This is a genomic window from Allobosea sp. BH3, from assembly GCF_025499465.1.
In the GTDB taxonomy this organism is placed as follows: Bacteria; Pseudomonadota; Alphaproteobacteria; order Rhizobiales; family Beijerinckiaceae; genus Allobosea.
The window spans coordinates 815,935-831,937 of sequence record NZ_JAIMCA010000002.1; the positions used below are offsets into that span (position 1 = coordinate 815,935).

A 16,003-nucleotide genomic window follows, 5' to 3' on the forward strand; every position below is an offset into this window, starting at 1 on the left:
GAAGTTCGCCGCGGCTAGGACGAATGGCCGGTTTGGGACCGCTTCCAGACTGTCAGCTTATAGGCGGCGGTGTTGCAAAAAAAGACGCGCTTGCAGTCTTTCAAGGATGTCAGTCTGCTAGCCGCTCCTTTCAAGTCATTTGCCTTAACGCCAACGCATGAAGTTGAACCCGGCTAAGCGCAGCTGGCGTATTGCTTGAGAGAAAGACCTTCGCCGGCGTGTCGTAGCCCTTACGCACGGCCGGGCCGAGACACTCGATGACCTGTCTATCCAGCTCTTCCTGGTGGCCAAAAGGGTCAACCTCCCCGACGACATGGGACACCAGTCCGATGATGAACGAGAGGCCTCGAGGCACGACAGTTCCGACAAGTTCACGCGCCCTTGGACACATCTTCTCCGCGTCGTCGTCGGAATCGGGATCTCCACCCAATGCACGTTCGACCTCGCAAAGAGGCTTGCCGCTGATCCAGGCGACGAGGCCAGGGAGGACGAGCGCCAACTCCTCGGCGGTTAGTTCTGCGTCCCGCTTTCGACCGCATGATGCCATGAGCGACCGGCTTACGCCGCCCAGTAGCGAGTCGCGCGCATCGTCATCAGCCTTCAGCCAATCGATCGTCCAAGTCAGCCATTCGCCGACGGTCGTGGGCAACTTTCCGGTGCCATCGGCGATTCTCTTTCGCAGCCGGAGCAGCAGGTTCATCGACAACCCGCTCTGAGAGGCCAGTTCCGCGATCGTGTTGTCGACCTCTCCCTGCGCATCCAGCGCGATCGCTTTCTTTAGATCGGTGATCTTGGCTTCAAACTCCGCTTCGGCATGGCGCTTTCGCGCCGCGAACGCCCCGAACGACTTTCGAAGATCGAAAAGGACGTTGGGTTCCTCTGCTCCTTCCGCTTCGCGAAGCGCCGCCATTCGATTGACGACATAGCGGACATCCGGATCGACCGTTTGACCCTGCATGAGCCTGTCCAGCACGATCTCGAGCGGATCGGAGATCACGACGCAGCGATCGTCTTCGGGCAGAACAGACTTCAGCTTTTCGACAACCTTCCACCCCAAGGGCTCGCCGTCGGAGAAGCTGATGATGGGCTCGGGGATTAGCAGCACGACGCCATTGGCGAGATGACCTGCTCGACCGGCTCTGGCGGCAGCATTTAGGATCTCGTGCGCCTCGAGGTCGGCGCGCCCTTTTTGTGCAGCGTCGGCGCGCTTGTCGCCAGCCAGAATCGCAAGCTGGGCGGGGAGGTTAGGCCCTGGGCGAGAGTCGGGGTTGCGACGATGACTTTCGCGCCGTTGGCCCGTTTGAACATGCGCTCGGCGAGATCGCGCTCGAGGCGAAGCATTGCCGAATTATGCGGAACGGCGATGGCGGGTCGAGAGAGCAAGGAATGCTTGAGGCCGCCGAGTTCGGCCTCGAGCGCGTCCCAGCGCTCCTGCTCGGCCTCGGTGACCTCGATCTTCTCGTTGAGTTCGTCTGATATCTCGCCCGCGACCGAGACCGCGTCGTTCTTCGTGTTGACGAACACGATCGATTTTAGACCGCTCCGAGTGGCGGAGATGGCCAACTTGGCGGCGACGTGATTGGCATTCGGCTTTAGCCGGAGCGGACCATATTTGATATCGCCGGCGAGCGCGACGGAAGCGTCGAGCACCTGCGTCATGACGCAGTGAGCACGCTTCTCGCGCAGCCAATTATGTTGCAGCCCCCAGATCGCCCATGGGTGCGCGACGAGTTGCCGTTCCGCGATGACCCGAAGCCCCTTAGCCTTCTTCGCTTTTTTCGTGTTCTCAGCGAGCTGGGCGGCCATCGCAGCCTTCTTCGCGTCCTCCAGCTCTCCGTTTTTGTAGATCACCACGCCGCGTGCTTGCCTGCTCGGCTTCCACAAAAGGTCAACGCACACGCAGTCGCGTCCGGTGAGCTGATGGATCCAGTCGGCGAATTCAGGACCGTTCTTGAGCATCGCCGACAGGAAGAGCAGATCGGCGTCGGGCGCGATGTGATTGAATGCGAGGACGCAGAGCATACCGTCGAGCGCACGCCGGATCTTCCCTGACTGAGGGCTCAAGAGATGGCATTCGTCGAAGATCAGAAGTCCCACATCGGAAAACGCTTCGGGCGCAAAGGAGAGCATCGCGAGGCAACGCTCCGGCGTCATCACCTCGATTTCCCGGAGCTGCGCGTCCAGCCCGAAGAGCAAATCGAAGTCGCTGGAGACGACCGAGCCAAGGAGTTCCTGCGGGAAGATCTCTTGCAGATCGCCGGTGAGCTGCTCAACAAGAGCATGCGTCGGCGCGAGAAACACGACCTTCTTGCCCCGGGAGAGAGCGCCCGCCAGCTTCAGTGAAGAGACGGTCGTTTTGCCTGCTCCTGTGGGAAGGACCACAACGGCCGACTTACCGGTCTCGTGGAAACCCTTTGCGATCGCCTCGCGGTGGTTAGGCCATAGGAACGGGAAAGCATTTGCTCTCGCGCGGATCCATTTACCCCAGAATTTTGTGTCGGCTCCGCCGGGAGGGGAGAGGTCTGTGAGCGCTGCGCTGGCGATACCGTCATGGGCCGCGATCAGGAGCGACGCGAGGTGATGCGGTCCTGCGTAGGTGCTGAGGATGTTGCCACCGAGCACATCGCCATATTGATCGTCCAAGACGGCGGAGAGCCGCAGCACACGCTCGAAGGCGGTGCGCGCCGTATCGAAACGCCCAATGGCGGGTTGCGGCGTTGGTAGTCCGAGGAAGCGTGCGGCAAGCATCTCGATGCCGACAATGAGAGCCTCGAGCAGTGCTGCGAGCGCTTGCTCTTCCAGGCCAATCGCTCGACGCCTTGCCCGCCATCGTGTCGCACGCTCGTAGATGCGGTCGAGCTGGCCGCGAGCCAGGTCGGCGACATTCTCAGACAGAATGGTCGCCTCGTAGCTTTGACCATCGCGACGGGGAAGGATGTGCGAGGCCGCTTCGTGGGCGTCCGCATATTGTTCTGCGGCAAGAAACAGCAGGGCGGCGGCGATCGTTGGATCGAGGCGGTCCCTGTCAATGTTGGAGACGACGGCGGGACCATCCGGGGCGGCCGCTTGCCGTCGTGCGAGGATTTGCTGGGCTGTTCCTGCGACGAATGCGGCTGCCCTGCGCACAGAGCCCTCGGTCTGGAGCGATGTGACCAGTTCGTAAGTGTCTGAGATGCGTTCAAGCGTCCATCCGCTTTCACCATCGCTGGCTGCGTCGCCTGTGCCGCTCAATCGCGCCGACACCAGGTTCGCATAGTGCCTCGTCAGCAGCGCCGGTATGTTCTGCGGATCGAGGCCCGGAACCGGGGGCGCCGACCGGAGCAGCTGAGCCGTAGCGGAATCGAACATCAGGCAACCTCCGTCTCTAGCTCGTCGAGATAGGCGATCGCCTGCGCTGCAAGGCTATCAAACCAGTCGCGGACCTTTCCTTCGACAATCAAGCTGGCGCCGATCCGGCGGTCCTGACTGAGGCCATCGAGTGCATCGTATCCCTTGAAGAGTTTCTGCCGCTCGGCCTGGCTGTCCTGATCCTTGGACAGCGCGAAGGCTGCGCGGTAACGCCGCTGCTTACGATCCATGACGTTTGCCGCCAGCTTGGCGGACGCACCCTCATCGATGCCGCTCATGCGCAACAGAGCGGATGCGGTGGCGACGAGCTCGGCGGAACGCTTGTTCTTGTGGCGGTCGAGGAACGCAGGAATGACTTTTTGGAGAAACGTGCCCCTGGGATCGTCAGTGCATTTGTCCTCGAAAATCGTCGTCATCACGACTTTTGATTTGTCGTCGGCCAGCTCGATCATCAGGCCGTCCAGACCTTGGGACGTGGCGCTTACATGCGGGTCTTTCAGCAGCACCTCGGTTCCATAGACTTGCCGCGCGGCGATCCAGGAGATCGCTTCAAAGATGAAACCGTCGCGCTGCCACCGGGGATAACCGGTTCGCGGCGTTTTGGCATCGTCCTGAACGGTCATCCTGACCCGTGCTTCTTGACGCAAGTCGGCGTCCGAAAACGCCGGGGCGGCCGGAAGGAGTTCCCTGAGGATGTAGGCGGCATAGGCCGCCTGGCCCATTGCAATGATGGCGATCAGCTTTGCCAGGCTCGTTGCATCATGCGCCGCCCAACGGTCGCCGATGCATTGAGCGTCGATTGAGACGGTTTGGGTGGACAGGGGTGGCGATGCCGTTGCAGGCGGGCTTGCCGACCCTACTTCAACCACGTCGGCCATGTGCTTGCGCGTCCCCCGAGCAGATCAATGGAAGTTTCGTCCCTTCACTTTGATAGTATCGATGTGCAGGTCAGGAATATAGATCTCTCGGGTGCGCAGGCCTTGGGCGCCAGCTCTTACGAATGGGGGCCCGAACCGCCATTCCTAATCTGGTCGCCGCAGCCCTAGCGTATCGGAAAAGCCATATCCCGGTTGCCGACGCTGGCGCATTCGGCCGAGAGATCCGTGATGTGCTGGCCGACGAGGTGGGTGACGTCGCGCCCTTGCGATCGGTCTCCACGACGACCGTCGTAGCGGCTATGCAGGAAGGCTCGCCCGAACAGGGCCTTCTATGCGCCTTGATCACCCCGCCAAATGGCTCTCACACGTGCGTTCCTTTCACCGCTGAGCCGGGATCCTGCTGTCAGACGGTAGCCGCGAACACGCATATACGGCATTTCTGTCTGAGCGGCGACCCATCACGCCCTAGCGCAAGGTGAGAGCCTGCCCCTCCGCCGCATCGATGCGGTACACTGAGCGCTCTGCTATGATGTTCTCATGAATACGGAATCCACTAAAACAAAGATTTTCGTTGGCGCGCCGATCGAGCACGAGTCGGAGCGAAAATTCTTATCATTTATAGTTTCATGGCTCGAAGAGAAAAAGATACCGTCGATCGTTCTCGCCAATATCGAACTCGAAGGTCGACAAATCGACTGCATAATTGCCACGGCCGATTCCGCTTCAGTCGTGGAGGTGAAGACCAGCCGGCTGCCGATCCGCGGTGAGGTCAACGGAACCTGGACGCGGTTGTCTGCCTCCGGCGAGTGGAGAGACTACACGAACGCCTATCAGCAAGCGGTTGGCGCGAAGAACAATGTGCGCGATGCGATGCAGGCGGCAAAGTCGGTGGGCAACTTCTATCCGGATGGGTACGTCGTGTTCACCAGCCCAATCCCTGAGGGATCCGTCGTCACGCCTGGCAATTTCAAGGCGCTCGTCACGACCATCGATCTCTTCTCGGACCAACTGAAAACGGTCGGGGCATCACCTTGGTCATTGGCGGACTGGGAGGAACTCGCGCGCACGCTCAAGCTAAGGCCGGTGACTTTGGATCAAGCCACGGCGGGCCGAGAAGCGCGCGAGGAGTTCGATCTGCTTGCCAGCTACGCCGCCGCCGTAGCGGCCGAATATGAACGCGATGGAAAATCGTGGCTCCCCGAGACGGACGACCAACGCGCGGAAATGATGGATGCGGTTGCTGCGGATGCGGGCTGCTTCATCAGCGGCCCGTCCGGCTGCGGCAAGTCCTTGATGGCGAAATGGCTCGCGGCGAGCCTCGCTGAGGCGGGACACCCGACTTTCTTTATCGCCGCGAAGAACTTCACCGGCTCGTGGGCCGAGTGCCTGCGCAGGGAAGTTGGGCTTCTCACCGATAGCGCTCCGGTGAAGCTCTATCGCGCGGTCGCGCGCTCCGACCGGCCAGTCTTTTTGATCGTCGATGGCATCAACGAGTTCGGTGCAGCGGCGTCGGAGGCGCTCCGTGGTGTCCGGGCACTGGCGAGGCGGATGGGCGCGCTGCTCGTCATTACCGGTCAAGAAGCAAAGCCGGGCGAGTTTGCTGGGCTCGGAGGCGTGGCGGTGGCTCGCCCGAGCTTGGAGTTGAAGAAGCGAATTGCACGAGCAGTTGGAGGGCAACTCACCCCGGTCGCTCTGGACGTGCTCCGGGCAGTCGGATCGGGCATCGAGGCCGCTCTCGTCGGGCAAATTGGCGCCGATCTGAAGGCCAACGCCACTCGCCTGCTTCTGATCGATCAATACATCCGCAAGCGTTTGGCTGGGCACGCGCGGGCTGGATCGTTTGGCTTGAGGCGGCTCGCGAGCACGCTGCATACGCAGATCGCATTCTCGATGGCGGAGGCGAATTTCGACGATTTCATGCGCGCTGAAGGTCTGGGCTTTGCCGAGTGCGATGCGCTGTTTGCGGCCGGGCTGCTGGCTCGACGCACGGGTCGGGTGTCGTTCTCCCATGAGATGATTCTGAATGCGTGCGCGGCGATCGACCTGGCACGAACGGCGGAAAGCGATCCCATAAGCTTTGGGCAGCGATTGTCGGCTCCGATCATCGAGCCGATCGCCGGCGACATCGTTGCGGCGATCGACGATGCGGCTGTCTGTCGAGGCGTGCTTTCAGAGGCGACGAGTTCGACATTGTTGGGCGATGCGGCGAGAGGACACTTTGGTCCGATCGCAGCCTCGAGCGCATGGGATTTGTTGAACGAGGCGACGGAAGCCTGTGTCGAGGAAATTCGCGGCGCTCGGCTTGCGCTGTCGAAAGAAAGGGATGCAGTCCGGATCGGCTGGGAAGATGCGACCCGGCGCGAGTGGACCTATCCAGAAGAGGCAAGGCTCCGCGCGGTCGGTCGCCTTGCCGTCCACGGATCGGGCCTCGACATCTTCCTGAGGCTCTGTGCGGAGATGGACGCCCGGTTAGCGACGGAGCGGAGCCGTTTTGCAGATTTTGCTCGTGAAGAACGATATCCGATCCGAAGTCAAAGCTTCGCGCTGACGTACTACGGGTTCGGCGAATCCATCGGATTTACCGAGGTTGCCCGATCAACGCAGCGCGGCTTTGAACCAGCATCAAAAGAGGAGCGAGCCTTCCCGATCAAGGTGGAGCAACTGACTTCAGGCCAACTTCATTTCTTGCTGGAGGGGCGACGGGCGTTCTTCGATGGCAATGATAGCGATTTCGCCGAGCAACTGATTTATCTGTTTCGCGAGCGGTTTCGGTGGGAGCCGTACCACGTTCAACTCGCTATGCTGAGTTCAGTCGGCTATGCACGTCGGGTGCCGCAGGAGGTGCTCGAACGCCTGATCGAAGCTATCCAGGCTCTCGACGTGAACCCGACAAACTGGGCCATCAATTCGAGTATCGTCGACGCGCTGAAGATTCTCGGCGCACTTGATGTTGAGGCCGAGGATTCACGGGCGCAGGTCAAAGCCGAGCTGGCGTCTGTCCTTGTTGACGATGAAGATGTCGTCGACAACGACCTTGCTCTCTCGTTGTGCTTGAGGATGTTCGACCATCCGTTCGACTCCATCTATGGCGAAGAAATTTACAATCTGGACGAACAGCTACGGCGACGCCTCTATCGGCGAGCACTGCGAGCTTCGGATATTAAGAGTTCAACGAGCTTGGATTGGCTTACCAGGGAGGTAGCGGCGTTTGGCGACCCTACCGACGCAGCCTTGCTGCAGCCACTCACGGGCCTGCCCAGTCGGACAAATCCGTTTGCGCAAGAGGAATGGGGTGCCTTTGCGACCGCGACCCGGTTTGTCGGTCGACATTACGCCGAGTTGGAGCCGGTTAATCCGACAGCGTCGGAAGAAGCCTGCCTCGTCGCAATTCGCTTCTTGATCTATGCCATCGAGGCAAAGCGATCACCGGACTCCGAGGCGCGGCTCGCTTGGGCACGGCTCCACGAAATGCCTGCTCAGTTGGTCGTGGGTTGCCTGAGTGAGATTCAGAAGGCACTAAGCGATCGCTTCATTCCGAGCGAAAGGGGCGATGCGTATCCACCGTTAGACTTCGTGGCGGCCTATCCGTCGGATTGCCTGAGGGTATCACGACGCTTCATCGACGACGGAGCCGATGCTCAGTTTTACCATCGCGTCCCGCACAGGGAGGATGGAATGACGTTCGCCTTCGACACGGTCGCGATTTATGGAGATCGAAGCGACGTCGAAAGGCTTCGAGGCCGAAGCCGGGCTCATCGCTTCGCGCGCCACGCGTTGGCGGCGCTTAAGCGTTTGGAGGGCAGCGTTGCCGAATGAAGGGGAGCGGCGTGCCCGGCTCCATTTCAAACTCGTGGCTGCAAGTGTCTGCTTACTGGTGAAGACACAGTTTGCCTAAACGTCCGCAGTGGGAGCGCGAAGCGGAGGTTGCTGCAAGAGCTGTCAAGGGTCAGCTAATGGGATGGACCGGCTGCACCCGCAGCCGCGTAAGCTGCGGCGTTATCGCCAAGGCGGAGCAGCCCCATGAACAGGACGACCTCTAACACCGAGGCAGAACTCACCGTTGTCGGCATCGATATCGGCAAGGACGTATTCCATCTGGTCGGCTTCGATGTGAACGGCAAGATCGCGTTCCGACGCAAGATCCGGCGCTTGGCGCTGGAGGAGACCTTCAAGACTCTTCCCGCCTGCATCGTCGGGATGGAAGCCTGCCTGAGCGCTCATTTTGTCGCCCGCACGCTGCGCAGGCTCGGCCACGAGCCCCGCATCATTCCGGCGAAGTATGCGAAGCCTTTCATGAAGGGCCAGAAGAACGATTACAATGACGCCGAGGCCATCGCGGAGGCCGCGCTACGTCCGAGCCTGCGGGTGGTGCGGGAGAAGACACAGGATGAACTCGACCTGCAGGCCTATCACCGCATCCGGTCGCGGTTGGTCTCGCGCCGGACCGCGACGGTCAACCAGATCCGGGCGTTCCTGATCGAACAGGGTATCGCCATCCGCCCCGGATTGCGGGCCCTTCGCACCTCGCTCTTCGACATCCTGAAGAACCGGGCCGATGAGATCTCGCCGCGCATGAGCGATCTGATCGTCGGCCTCTACGAGGACTGGCTTTGGCTCGACGAGCGGATCGAGACGATCACCGCCGAGATCGAGAAGATCGCAGCCGAGCAGGCCGCCTGCACGCGGCTCATGAGCGTGCCGGGCGTCGGGCCGATCATCTCGACGGCACTGGTCGCCGCGATCGGCGATGGTGAAGCCTTCGACCGAGGCCGCGATTTCGGCGCCTGGCTCGGTCTCGTCCCTCGACAATACAGCACCGGCGGCAGAACCGTGCTGGGGCGCATCTCGAAACAGGGCAACACCTATCTGCGCATGCTGTTCATCCAGGCCGCGAAGGTCATCATCATGAGACCGCAGAACTGGGAGAAGTTCAGCTTCGGAACCTGGCTGAAGGATGCGGCTCCGCGACTTCACCGCAACAAGCTCGCGACCGCCCTCACCAATAAGCTGGCTCGCATCAGCTGGAGCGTGCTGCGCAACGGACGGTCCTTCGACACGCACGGGGAGGCGCTCGCAATCTAGCAGCCTCCCAACTAATTCGCGACGGAGCAGGCATGGAACGGATTCAATATGCGCACCCTGAGCCAGGTGGCCCTTTTTGCCTCTAAAACGGCTGATCTGCTAATGAGGCCAAAGGTGCGCGCGTATTCTCATCAAGGCCACGGCCCGCGAGCCGATCAGTAGGCCGGATACATATGAGCGACTTCCGTCACCGCGCCGAACCTGTTGTGAAACGCAGCCGGTCCATACATAAGGGCCAGGAGGCGACTCCGACAGATCGTAGCACAGCGCAGCCGAGATTGGCCCTTTGCGGACTCGCGGAACGTCCGCTTTCCGGCAACCTAATTTACGAGACGATGCTGCGGCCGAAACTGGCCCATTCCTGTCGTGCTGGACGTCCGCTCTCGGGCATCCTGACTGCCCAGGCCATCAACAGAGACACGCTGACCCATCTGATCCTGGCAACATCCATCCAGCGATGCGCCGAGTATTTTCATTGACGACTTCGCGCGACCAACGAGCGCGCCCTCCCCACTCGTCCAAAGCTTCCGCGCGCATGGTCCTCGAGCGACCAGCCCGAACGCAACCGACTCGTCGCAATCCGAGCGGGGAACATCCATGCCCGTCAGCGATTGCATTGCTGCCGTGAGCCGGGCCGATGAGCGGCGAGAGCATTGGCGAGCAGCGCTAGCCTTCGCGTCGCCGGAGCTTTTGCTTACCCAACGATCGGTCGAATAAATAAGTAAATAAAATATAGTTTGACTATCGATTGAAAATCGATTTTAGTAAAATATCTAAAATCGCCTCCCCATCTCCCCGCAGTAAAAATGGAAATACACACCGCTCATTGCGGTATATTTTGCTGCGATGCTATGATGTGGTCACCAATCTGATTTAAACTACATGAATCAGGGTCAACTCCCACGATAAGCACCTCAAACAATTGCCCTGAACAAGGGCGCCACACGTGCGGAGTGTTCCATGTTAAGAAAAATCCTTGCCGCAGAAGAAGCTGCGGGACCGCCATGGATCACCGGCAGAGCGCATGTGCTCATTCCGCCGTGCAGTCGGATGGCTGTTAGTTGTTCGTATTCGTTGAGCACTGATAGAAAATCATACATCGGCTTCATCGAAGGCAGATTTGGCCAATTCAGCAAATTGCAGAGCCCTCTCGCGATATGTTGGCCACGCAGCATTGTTTACCGCGTCTCGATAACAAGTTTCAGCGAGCAGACCGTTTCGTTCCGCGTAGCAGCGGACGAGTGGATTGCAGACGAGGCCAGTTTGCCGGCGCCAGGAGCGCAGGAGGACTGGTCAAATAGGGGGCGGCGCATAGCGTGAGACCGTTCCAGCAATGCGTCCGACGGCCTGTTTCCCCATCTTGGACATGCGCTACGATGGGCGCTTTGACAGCCCCATCTCGATAGAGACGCTCGTCACATGGCCGGCCGGAAGCGCGGCGGTTCGATGCCTCCTACGCCGGGGCTGGATCCGACCGGCTCCAGCTTTGCGACGCTCAGGAGGCTGGGAACAGAAAGCTCGTTTATGGTTCCGCCTGTCCGGTGCCGGGAATCCCAATAGGAAAAATTTGACGATGTGCCGCGCCGGCCGTGCCGTGGACGGCAGGATGCTCAGCAATGGAAGGCCGCCGAAACAGGCCGTGATCGCCATGCGCCCGCCCCAGCGGCCCGAATACGACTTCTATCTCGCTCGATGATCTCCCCTGCAGCCTCTCGAAGCCGGGCCATGTTAAGGCATGCACGATACGCGCATCGATTTCTCGTTGTGCACTGCAACATAATTGCCCTGTGACGGTTGCCCTCCTGTCAGCGCCATCCGGCATGACCCGAAAAGGACAGCCACGATGCGCAATATGGCCGACACGATCGCCCGCCTGAAGGCATTGCAGAGGAGACTTCCCTCGGCCGGCGACCCTATCCCGTCGTCGCGCTTGTCACCTTTCGGTTGGGACGGCTCCAATCCGGGAGCGCTCCGAGCCTACACTCATGTTCCTGAGCTCCTGCCGGAGCGCGCGCCGCTTGTCGTCGTGCTCCACGGCTGTACGCAGACGGCGGCTGGGTACGACTACGGCTCGGGCTGGTCGCAGCTCGCCGACCGGCACGGGTTCGCGCTGCTATGCCCCGAGCAGCAGCGGGCCAACAATCCGAACCTCTGCTTCAATTGGTTCGTGCCTGAGGACGTCCGGCGTGACTCCGGAGAGGCGCTGTCGATCGCCCAGATGGTGCAGATGATGACAGAGATCCACCGTCTTGATCGGCGGCGGGTCTTCATCACGGGCTTGTCGGCCGGCGGAGCCATGGCTTGCGCGATGCTCGCGACATATCCGGATCTATTCGCCGGCGGCGCGATCATTGCCGGCCTTCCCTTCAGATGCGCATCGTCGGTGCCGGAGGCGCTGGACCGGATGCGCGGACATGGGCAGCCGCCGGTGCGCAGCCTCGAAGCGCTGGTGCGCGGCGCATCGCGCCATGCAGGCCCCTGGCCGACCCTCTCGCTCTGGCATGGCAGCGCCGACCACACGGTCGCGCCCGGCAACATGGACGCCATCATCGCGCAATGGCGCGGTATCCACGGTCTGCTGAACGCACAGCCCGAGCGAAATAGCATCGGGCCGCATTCGCGACGCCTGTGGCGCGATGAGGCCGGCATCGCGAAGATAGAGGCGGTCAGCGTCGCAGGCATGGGGCACGGCACGCCGCTCAGCAGGGCGGACGAGATCGGCAACCCTGGCGCCTTCATGCTCGACGCTGGGATTTCCTCGACGCGTCACATCGCTCGCTTCTGGCAGTTGATTGGGACCGGAACGGAGCTGTCGCACACGATCCCATCCGGCAACCAGAGAACCGAGCCCGCTTCAGGAAGTGCCGACGGCGCGTCAGGGCCCCCCTTTCCACAGCCGAGCGCTCCCGCCTCCGGGGTCGGAAAGGTCATCGAGGACGCGTTGCGGGTGGCCGGCCTCATGCGATGAGCACCGGGGCGAGCGCCGACAGGGGCGGCTTCAGCTCGCTTCGTCACTGCGGGAGACCTGCACTGTCTGCGATACGATGGTGCAGGCCTTGTCGGTGGTCAGGAAGGCGATATCTGCCGCATCGCGGCCTTGTTACGCGATCCGGATGATACCTTCGATCGGGGCGAGGCGCGTGGGAGGACGGCCGGGCGCCGAGATCGAGGGTTGGGTGACTCAAGCCGAAGGAAACGCGGCATAGGCCTGAAACACGGCCCCATAGAAGCAGCCGGACGCCACGAGGACAAAGGCATGCCAGATGGCGTTCTGGAACGGGAGGCTTTTCCAGACGTGGAAGGCGACGCCCATCGTGTAGAGAAGGCCACCTGTGAGCATCAGCCATAGGCTGGTGGCGGGCAAATGCGCGATGCCCTGCCACACCGCGATGCCGCTCCAGCCGATGAGAAGATAGAGCCCGATCGACAGGCGGTCGAAGCGGCCAGGCAGCGCCACCTTGAGCACGATCCCCGCAGTCGATGCGGTCCAGACGAGGATGAGAAGCGCCTGGGCTATGATGTTCTCGCCGAGTTTCATCAGGAACGGGGTATAGGTCCCTGCAATCAGCACGTAGATTGCCGAATGGTCGAAGCGCCGCAGCAGCCATTTCATCGGCGAAACCGGCCAAAGGTTGTAGACGGCGGAAACGATGAGAACGGCCATCAGCGCGGCGCTGTAGATCAGGACGGGGATCAGATCAGGCAGCGGAGCTATGGCGGCCACACGCAGGATCAGCGCCGCGACCGCAGCAATCCCCAGCACGATCCCAAGGACATGGACCACGCCGTCCGCCCAAAGCTCGGCGCGGTTGAATGTGAAGCGTCCGAAAGCGGGTTGGTGCAGGTCGTGTCCTTCCGAGGCCGTGCCGGGATGGGAGAGTTCGTCGCCCGGCAGCGTCTCGCATTCGCATGAAACAAATATGGCTTTTGCGACTGTTTCCGCCTCGATCTCGAATATCGCCAACTCGCGGACAGGGAATGAGAGGCCGCGCCGCGGTGGGGCGAGCCATCGTCTCGTCTCCCTGTCAGCGTGTCGCTGCGCGTTCTCCAAGGCCGCCTGGGCTCTGAAGCGGGCGCGCGCAAGCGAGACGCCAAGTAATTGCGAGAATCTGAAATCGTCAGATCATGATATTTATCTATTAGTTGCGGCCTTTTCTTATTTTTAACAATTTGTTAAATAGGTGTTTGACATAATTAACATATGATGATATTCGTATATCTCTAAATATTATTTTGTTTTGAGAATCCTTGGGCGACGCCCGGCATAGAGTTGTCGCCCGTGGGCTCAATATCTGGAGCCCGACATGACAGCCATCTCAATAAGCCGGCCTTTTTACCGAATTCTGCTCGCGGCGGGGTATCGCGGCTGGAGCGCTCATTTGGGCCTGGTCGCAGCCTTCGCCTTGGCGTTCGCCGTCGTGCTTCTCTCATGGAGCTAGAGCGGGCCAGGAGGGGCGCGTTGAAAGCCGCCTCCGCCTACGCTCCGCCCCCGGAAGGCTCGGCCATCATGTATGGCCTTGTCGGGAGTTCGCTCTTTGCCATGACCGCCTGGGGCGTGGCGGAGTTTTACAGCCTGTCCCTATTGCCCCACCTGGCTGCGCTCGAGGCCTTCGCCCTCGGCTCCTTTGCCGTCGGAGTCTGGCTGAGAAGAAGGCGCAGAATTCTTCACGACGACGCTTATCGAGCAGAACTCGCCCAGCGAAAGCCGCGGCAGGGCGGTCAGGACAATGGGCCGGGCTGAGGCATTCGCAGCGCATAGGTTTGCGCCGCGCGAGGTGAATTCGATCGCGAAATTCGGCCTTCCAGCCGGGAGCAATAAGATGGCACTCGACTTCCCCAACTCTATCCGGCGCTACGAGGCCGGGCGGCAATGCATCAGCTTCTGGGGCTCCGATGCATCGCTGGAGATCGCGTTCCAGATCGACCTGGATGCGCTGCGTAAGCTCGACCCCGCTCCCTTCGACGGGCAGGAAACATCTGCCCTGACGGCTTTCGATCACAACCGCGAGGCCATTCGCGACGCCGCTCGGGCGGCATATCGGAAACGCCCTTTGGCCTTTCACAGACTGACCCCGGACAGCTTCGGCTGAAAGTCACCAGAATCCCTGGTGCGCCTCACTGCAACCGGGTCTCCCATCCCCTCCGATAGCCAAAAGGCAAACCCATGAGCTCCGCTGGCTACAAGATCGGCGACCTCGTTGAGCTGACGAGCGGCCTGTTCAACACGCAGAGACTCGGCGAATACAAGGTTCTCCGCATTATGCCGCCACGCGACAATGGCGAGCATCAGTATCGGGTCATAGGGCCCGATGGCCGCGAACGTGCCGTCGATCACCATGAGATTCAGCGGACCGTTGCCCGTCGCGGGGGCGGCTGAAGCCCCGGATTTCGGCCTTCGTGGACCCGCGGGGAGCTGATGCCTCTCCGCAAAAAAAATTTCTATATTTCCGCAGCAAAAAGTATTTTCTGAGTTATTGCATGATTCATGTTCGGTTTTCCGCCATTATGATCCCTAGGCGGTAGATTTTTATAATTATCAAAAACGATGATTATTAAATTTTTCTCTGAAAACTGTGCTATTATGTTTTGCGGATGATTTTTCTTCCGCAGAATGAAAGATGGTCCCATGAAAATCCCCGCAGAAACCAAACCTGCCATTTGGGGCGCGGTGGGTGGTGCGATTGCCCTCGCGGTCGTCGGGTTCACCTGGGGTGGCTGGTCGACAGCCTCGTCGAGCGAACGGTTGGCGAAAGAGAGATCCCAGAACGCCGTTGTCGCGGCCCTGTCGCCAATCTGCGTGAGCAACTTCCAACAGCAGCCCAACGCCGGTGCCGCGCTGATCGAGTTGAAGAAGATCAACTCGTGGAGTCAGGGCGATTTCATCGCCAAGGGTGGCTGGGCCACGATGATCGGCAGCACCTCGCCGGACACAGCGGTCGCCAAGGCCTGTGCCGAAGCGCTCGGCATGCCGAAGACCTGAGCCTGACGGAAACGACCGTCGCGCTGGCTGATGAGCCGCTCCGCGCATGATCCGCGCGGGGATGGCGGAACTCGCCGCCATGCGGGCGCGCATCGAGCAACATAGAGGAGATCGTCATGGCGAAGGGTCAGATGCGCGGCAACCGGGAAGCCAAGAAGCCGAAGAAGAAGAGGGAAGCCGCGGCGGCGCCCGTATCGGCGCGCATCATGCCGGCGGCGTTCGATCTTGCGAGCAAGAAGAAGAAAAAGGCCTGATATGAACATCCGCAGCCGGGAGACCACGGTCACGTTCAGGAGCCCGTTCGAACTGAGCGCGCTCGACCATCTGCAGCCGGCCGGCACCTATCGCCTGGTGATCGACGAGGAAGAGATTTCAGCCGCCTCCTTCGTCGCCTATCGGCAGATTGCGACCATGCTGCATACCCCGGCGCTTTCGACACCCGGCAGCTCTCAGGTCTTTACGGTGAATTCCGGGGAACTGGCGCGAGCCCTGGAGGCCGACGTCGAAGCCTAGGCAGGCGCCAGTAAGTCGCCACCGCGTCGATGGCGGCTCGATCCGCTATGCCTCGAAGGGGACTGCTCCCAGATGCGGAGCAGGCTGGCTAGTGCCGATGCGCGAGCCGCCCAAGGCCGCTTGCGAAGGAAACCCCTCGCACCGGCGCCACGACAAGCCGTCGCCGACCATGGCCGCATCAAGCCGACAATCCGTCGACCGA

13 protein-coding genes are annotated in these 16,003 nt (G+C 60.9%); 9 read left to right on the forward strand and 4 right to left on the reverse strand.

Going from position 1 to position 16,003, the window contains the following annotated elements:
• Positions 1 to 130: 130 nt before the first annotated feature.
• Genes BoBH3_RS08870 through BoBH3_RS08880 form a run of 3 tightly spaced genes read right to left on the reverse strand, consistent with a single transcriptional unit; the run spans position 131 to position 4,226 of the window.
• Complete coding sequence (locus BoBH3_RS08870) at positions 131 to 1,105, reverse strand: hypothetical protein (protein ID WP_262330399.1); 975 nt, start codon at positions 1,103 to 1,105, stop codon at positions 131 to 133.
• A gap of 47 nt (positions 1,106 to 1,152) precedes the next feature.
• Positions 1,153 to 3,348: a DEAD/DEAH box helicase gene (locus BoBH3_RS08875; RefSeq protein ID WP_262330400.1), complete on the reverse strand. Its 2,196-nt coding sequence runs from the start codon at positions 3,346 to 3,348 to the stop codon at positions 1,153 to 1,155.
• Positions 3,348 to 4,226: a hypothetical protein gene (locus BoBH3_RS08880; RefSeq protein WP_262330401.1), complete on the reverse strand. Its 879-nt coding sequence runs from the start codon at positions 4,224 to 4,226 to the stop codon at positions 3,348 to 3,350. The genes BoBH3_RS08875 and BoBH3_RS08880 overlap by 1 nt, the downstream gene beginning before the upstream one ends.
• 537 nt (positions 4,227 to 4,763) lie before the next feature.
• Here BoBH3_RS08880 and BoBH3_RS08885 point away from each other — a divergent pair.
• The 3 genes from BoBH3_RS08885 to BoBH3_RS08895 all read left to right on the forward strand — a co-directional run bounded on the left by BoBH3_RS08885 (position 4,764) and on the right by BoBH3_RS08895 (position 12,276).
• The gene (locus BoBH3_RS08885; RefSeq protein ID WP_262330402.1) at positions 4,764 to 8,042 is read left to right on the forward strand and encodes an NERD domain-containing protein; all 3,279 of its coding nucleotides are present in this window, start codon (positions 4,764 to 4,766) and stop codon (positions 8,040 to 8,042) included.
• 204 nt (positions 8,043 to 8,246) lie between these two features.
• Positions 8,247 to 9,308, forward strand: a complete 1,062-nt coding sequence (locus BoBH3_RS08890; RefSeq protein WP_262330403.1) for an IS110 family RNA-guided transposase — start codon at positions 8,247 to 8,249, stop codon at positions 9,306 to 9,308.
• A 1,843-nt stretch (positions 9,309 to 11,151) separates the two neighbouring features.
• Positions 11,152 to 12,276: an extracellular catalytic domain type 1 short-chain-length polyhydroxyalkanoate depolymerase gene (locus BoBH3_RS08895; protein WP_262330404.1), complete on the forward strand. Its 1,125-nt coding sequence runs from the start codon at positions 11,152 to 11,154 to the stop codon at positions 12,274 to 12,276.
• Positions 12,277 to 12,489: 213 nt separating this feature from the next.
• On the opposite strand, the gene trhA is transcribed toward BoBH3_RS08895, so the two are convergent.
• Positions 12,490 to 13,272 carry a PAQR family membrane homeostasis protein TrhA gene (gene trhA, locus BoBH3_RS08900; protein ID WP_262330405.1) on the reverse strand — a complete coding sequence of 261 codons (783 nt, stop codon included), beginning with the start codon at positions 13,270 to 13,272 and terminating at the stop codon, positions 12,490 to 12,492.
• 495 nt (positions 13,273 to 13,767) lie between these two features.
• Here trhA and BoBH3_RS08905 point away from each other — a divergent pair, with 495 nt between their 5' ends.
• The 6 genes from BoBH3_RS08905 (at position 13,768) to BoBH3_RS08930 (ending at position 15,801) form a co-directional block, all read left to right on the forward strand.
• Complete coding sequence (locus BoBH3_RS08905; protein WP_262330406.1) at positions 13,768 to 14,049, forward strand: hypothetical protein; 282 nt, start codon at positions 13,768 to 13,770, stop codon at positions 14,047 to 14,049.
• A gap of 79 nt (positions 14,050 to 14,128) precedes the next feature.
• A complete protein-coding gene (locus BoBH3_RS08910) occupies positions 14,129 to 14,398 on the forward strand; it encodes a DUF1488 domain-containing protein (RefSeq protein WP_262330407.1) in 270 nt (89 codons plus the stop codon).
• Between the two features lie 74 nt (positions 14,399 to 14,472).
• On the forward strand, positions 14,473 to 14,685 hold the full coding sequence (locus tag BoBH3_RS08915) for a hypothetical protein (RefSeq protein ID WP_262330408.1): 213 nt from the start codon (positions 14,473 to 14,475) through the stop codon (positions 14,683 to 14,685).
• A gap of 249 nt (positions 14,686 to 14,934) precedes the next feature.
• Complete coding sequence (locus BoBH3_RS08920) at positions 14,935 to 15,288, forward strand: hypothetical protein (protein ID WP_262330409.1); 354 nt, start codon at positions 14,935 to 14,937, stop codon at positions 15,286 to 15,288.
• 116 nt (positions 15,289 to 15,404) lie between these two features.
• The gene (locus tag BoBH3_RS08925; protein ID WP_262330410.1) at positions 15,405 to 15,542 is read left to right on the forward strand and encodes a hypothetical protein; all 138 of its coding nucleotides are present in this window, start codon (positions 15,405 to 15,407) and stop codon (positions 15,540 to 15,542) included.
• Between the two features lies 1 nt (position 15,543).
• A complete protein-coding gene (locus tag BoBH3_RS08930; protein ID WP_262330411.1) occupies positions 15,544 to 15,801 on the forward strand; it encodes a hypothetical protein in 258 nt (85 codons plus the stop codon).
• Positions 15,802 to 16,003 lie beyond the last annotated feature (202 nt).

Coding starts and splice junctions, on each gene's coding strand:
- BoBH3_RS08875 (WP_262330400.1), bottom strand. CDS start 3,348: ATGTTCGATTCCGCTACGGCTCAGCTGCTCCGGTCGGCGCCCCCGGTT.
- BoBH3_RS08880 (WP_262330401.1), bottom strand. CDS start 4,226: ATGGCCGACGTGGTTGAAGTAGGGTCGGCAAGCCCGCCTGCAACGGCA.
- BoBH3_RS08885 (WP_262330402.1), top strand. CDS start 4,764: ATGAATACGGAATCCACTAAAACAAAGATTTTCGTTGGCGCGCCGATC.
- BoBH3_RS08890 (WP_262330403.1), top strand. CDS start 8,247: ATGAACAGGACGACCTCTAACACCGAGGCAGAACTCACCGTTGTCGGC.
- BoBH3_RS08895 (WP_262330404.1), top strand. CDS start 11,152: ATGCGCAATATGGCCGACACGATCGCCCGCCTGAAGGCATTGCAGAGG.
- BoBH3_RS08910 (WP_262330407.1), top strand. CDS start 14,129: ATGGCACTCGACTTCCCCAACTCTATCCGGCGCTACGAGGCCGGGCGG.
- BoBH3_RS08915 (WP_262330408.1), top strand. CDS start 14,473: ATGAGCTCCGCTGGCTACAAGATCGGCGACCTCGTTGAGCTGACGAGC.
- BoBH3_RS08920 (WP_262330409.1), top strand. CDS start 14,935: ATGAAAATCCCCGCAGAAACCAAACCTGCCATTTGGGGCGCGGTGGGT.
- BoBH3_RS08925 (WP_262330410.1), top strand. CDS start 15,405: ATGGCGAAGGGTCAGATGCGCGGCAACCGGGAAGCCAAGAAGCCGAAG.
- BoBH3_RS08930 (WP_262330411.1), top strand. CDS start 15,544: ATGAACATCCGCAGCCGGGAGACCACGGTCACGTTCAGGAGCCCGTTC.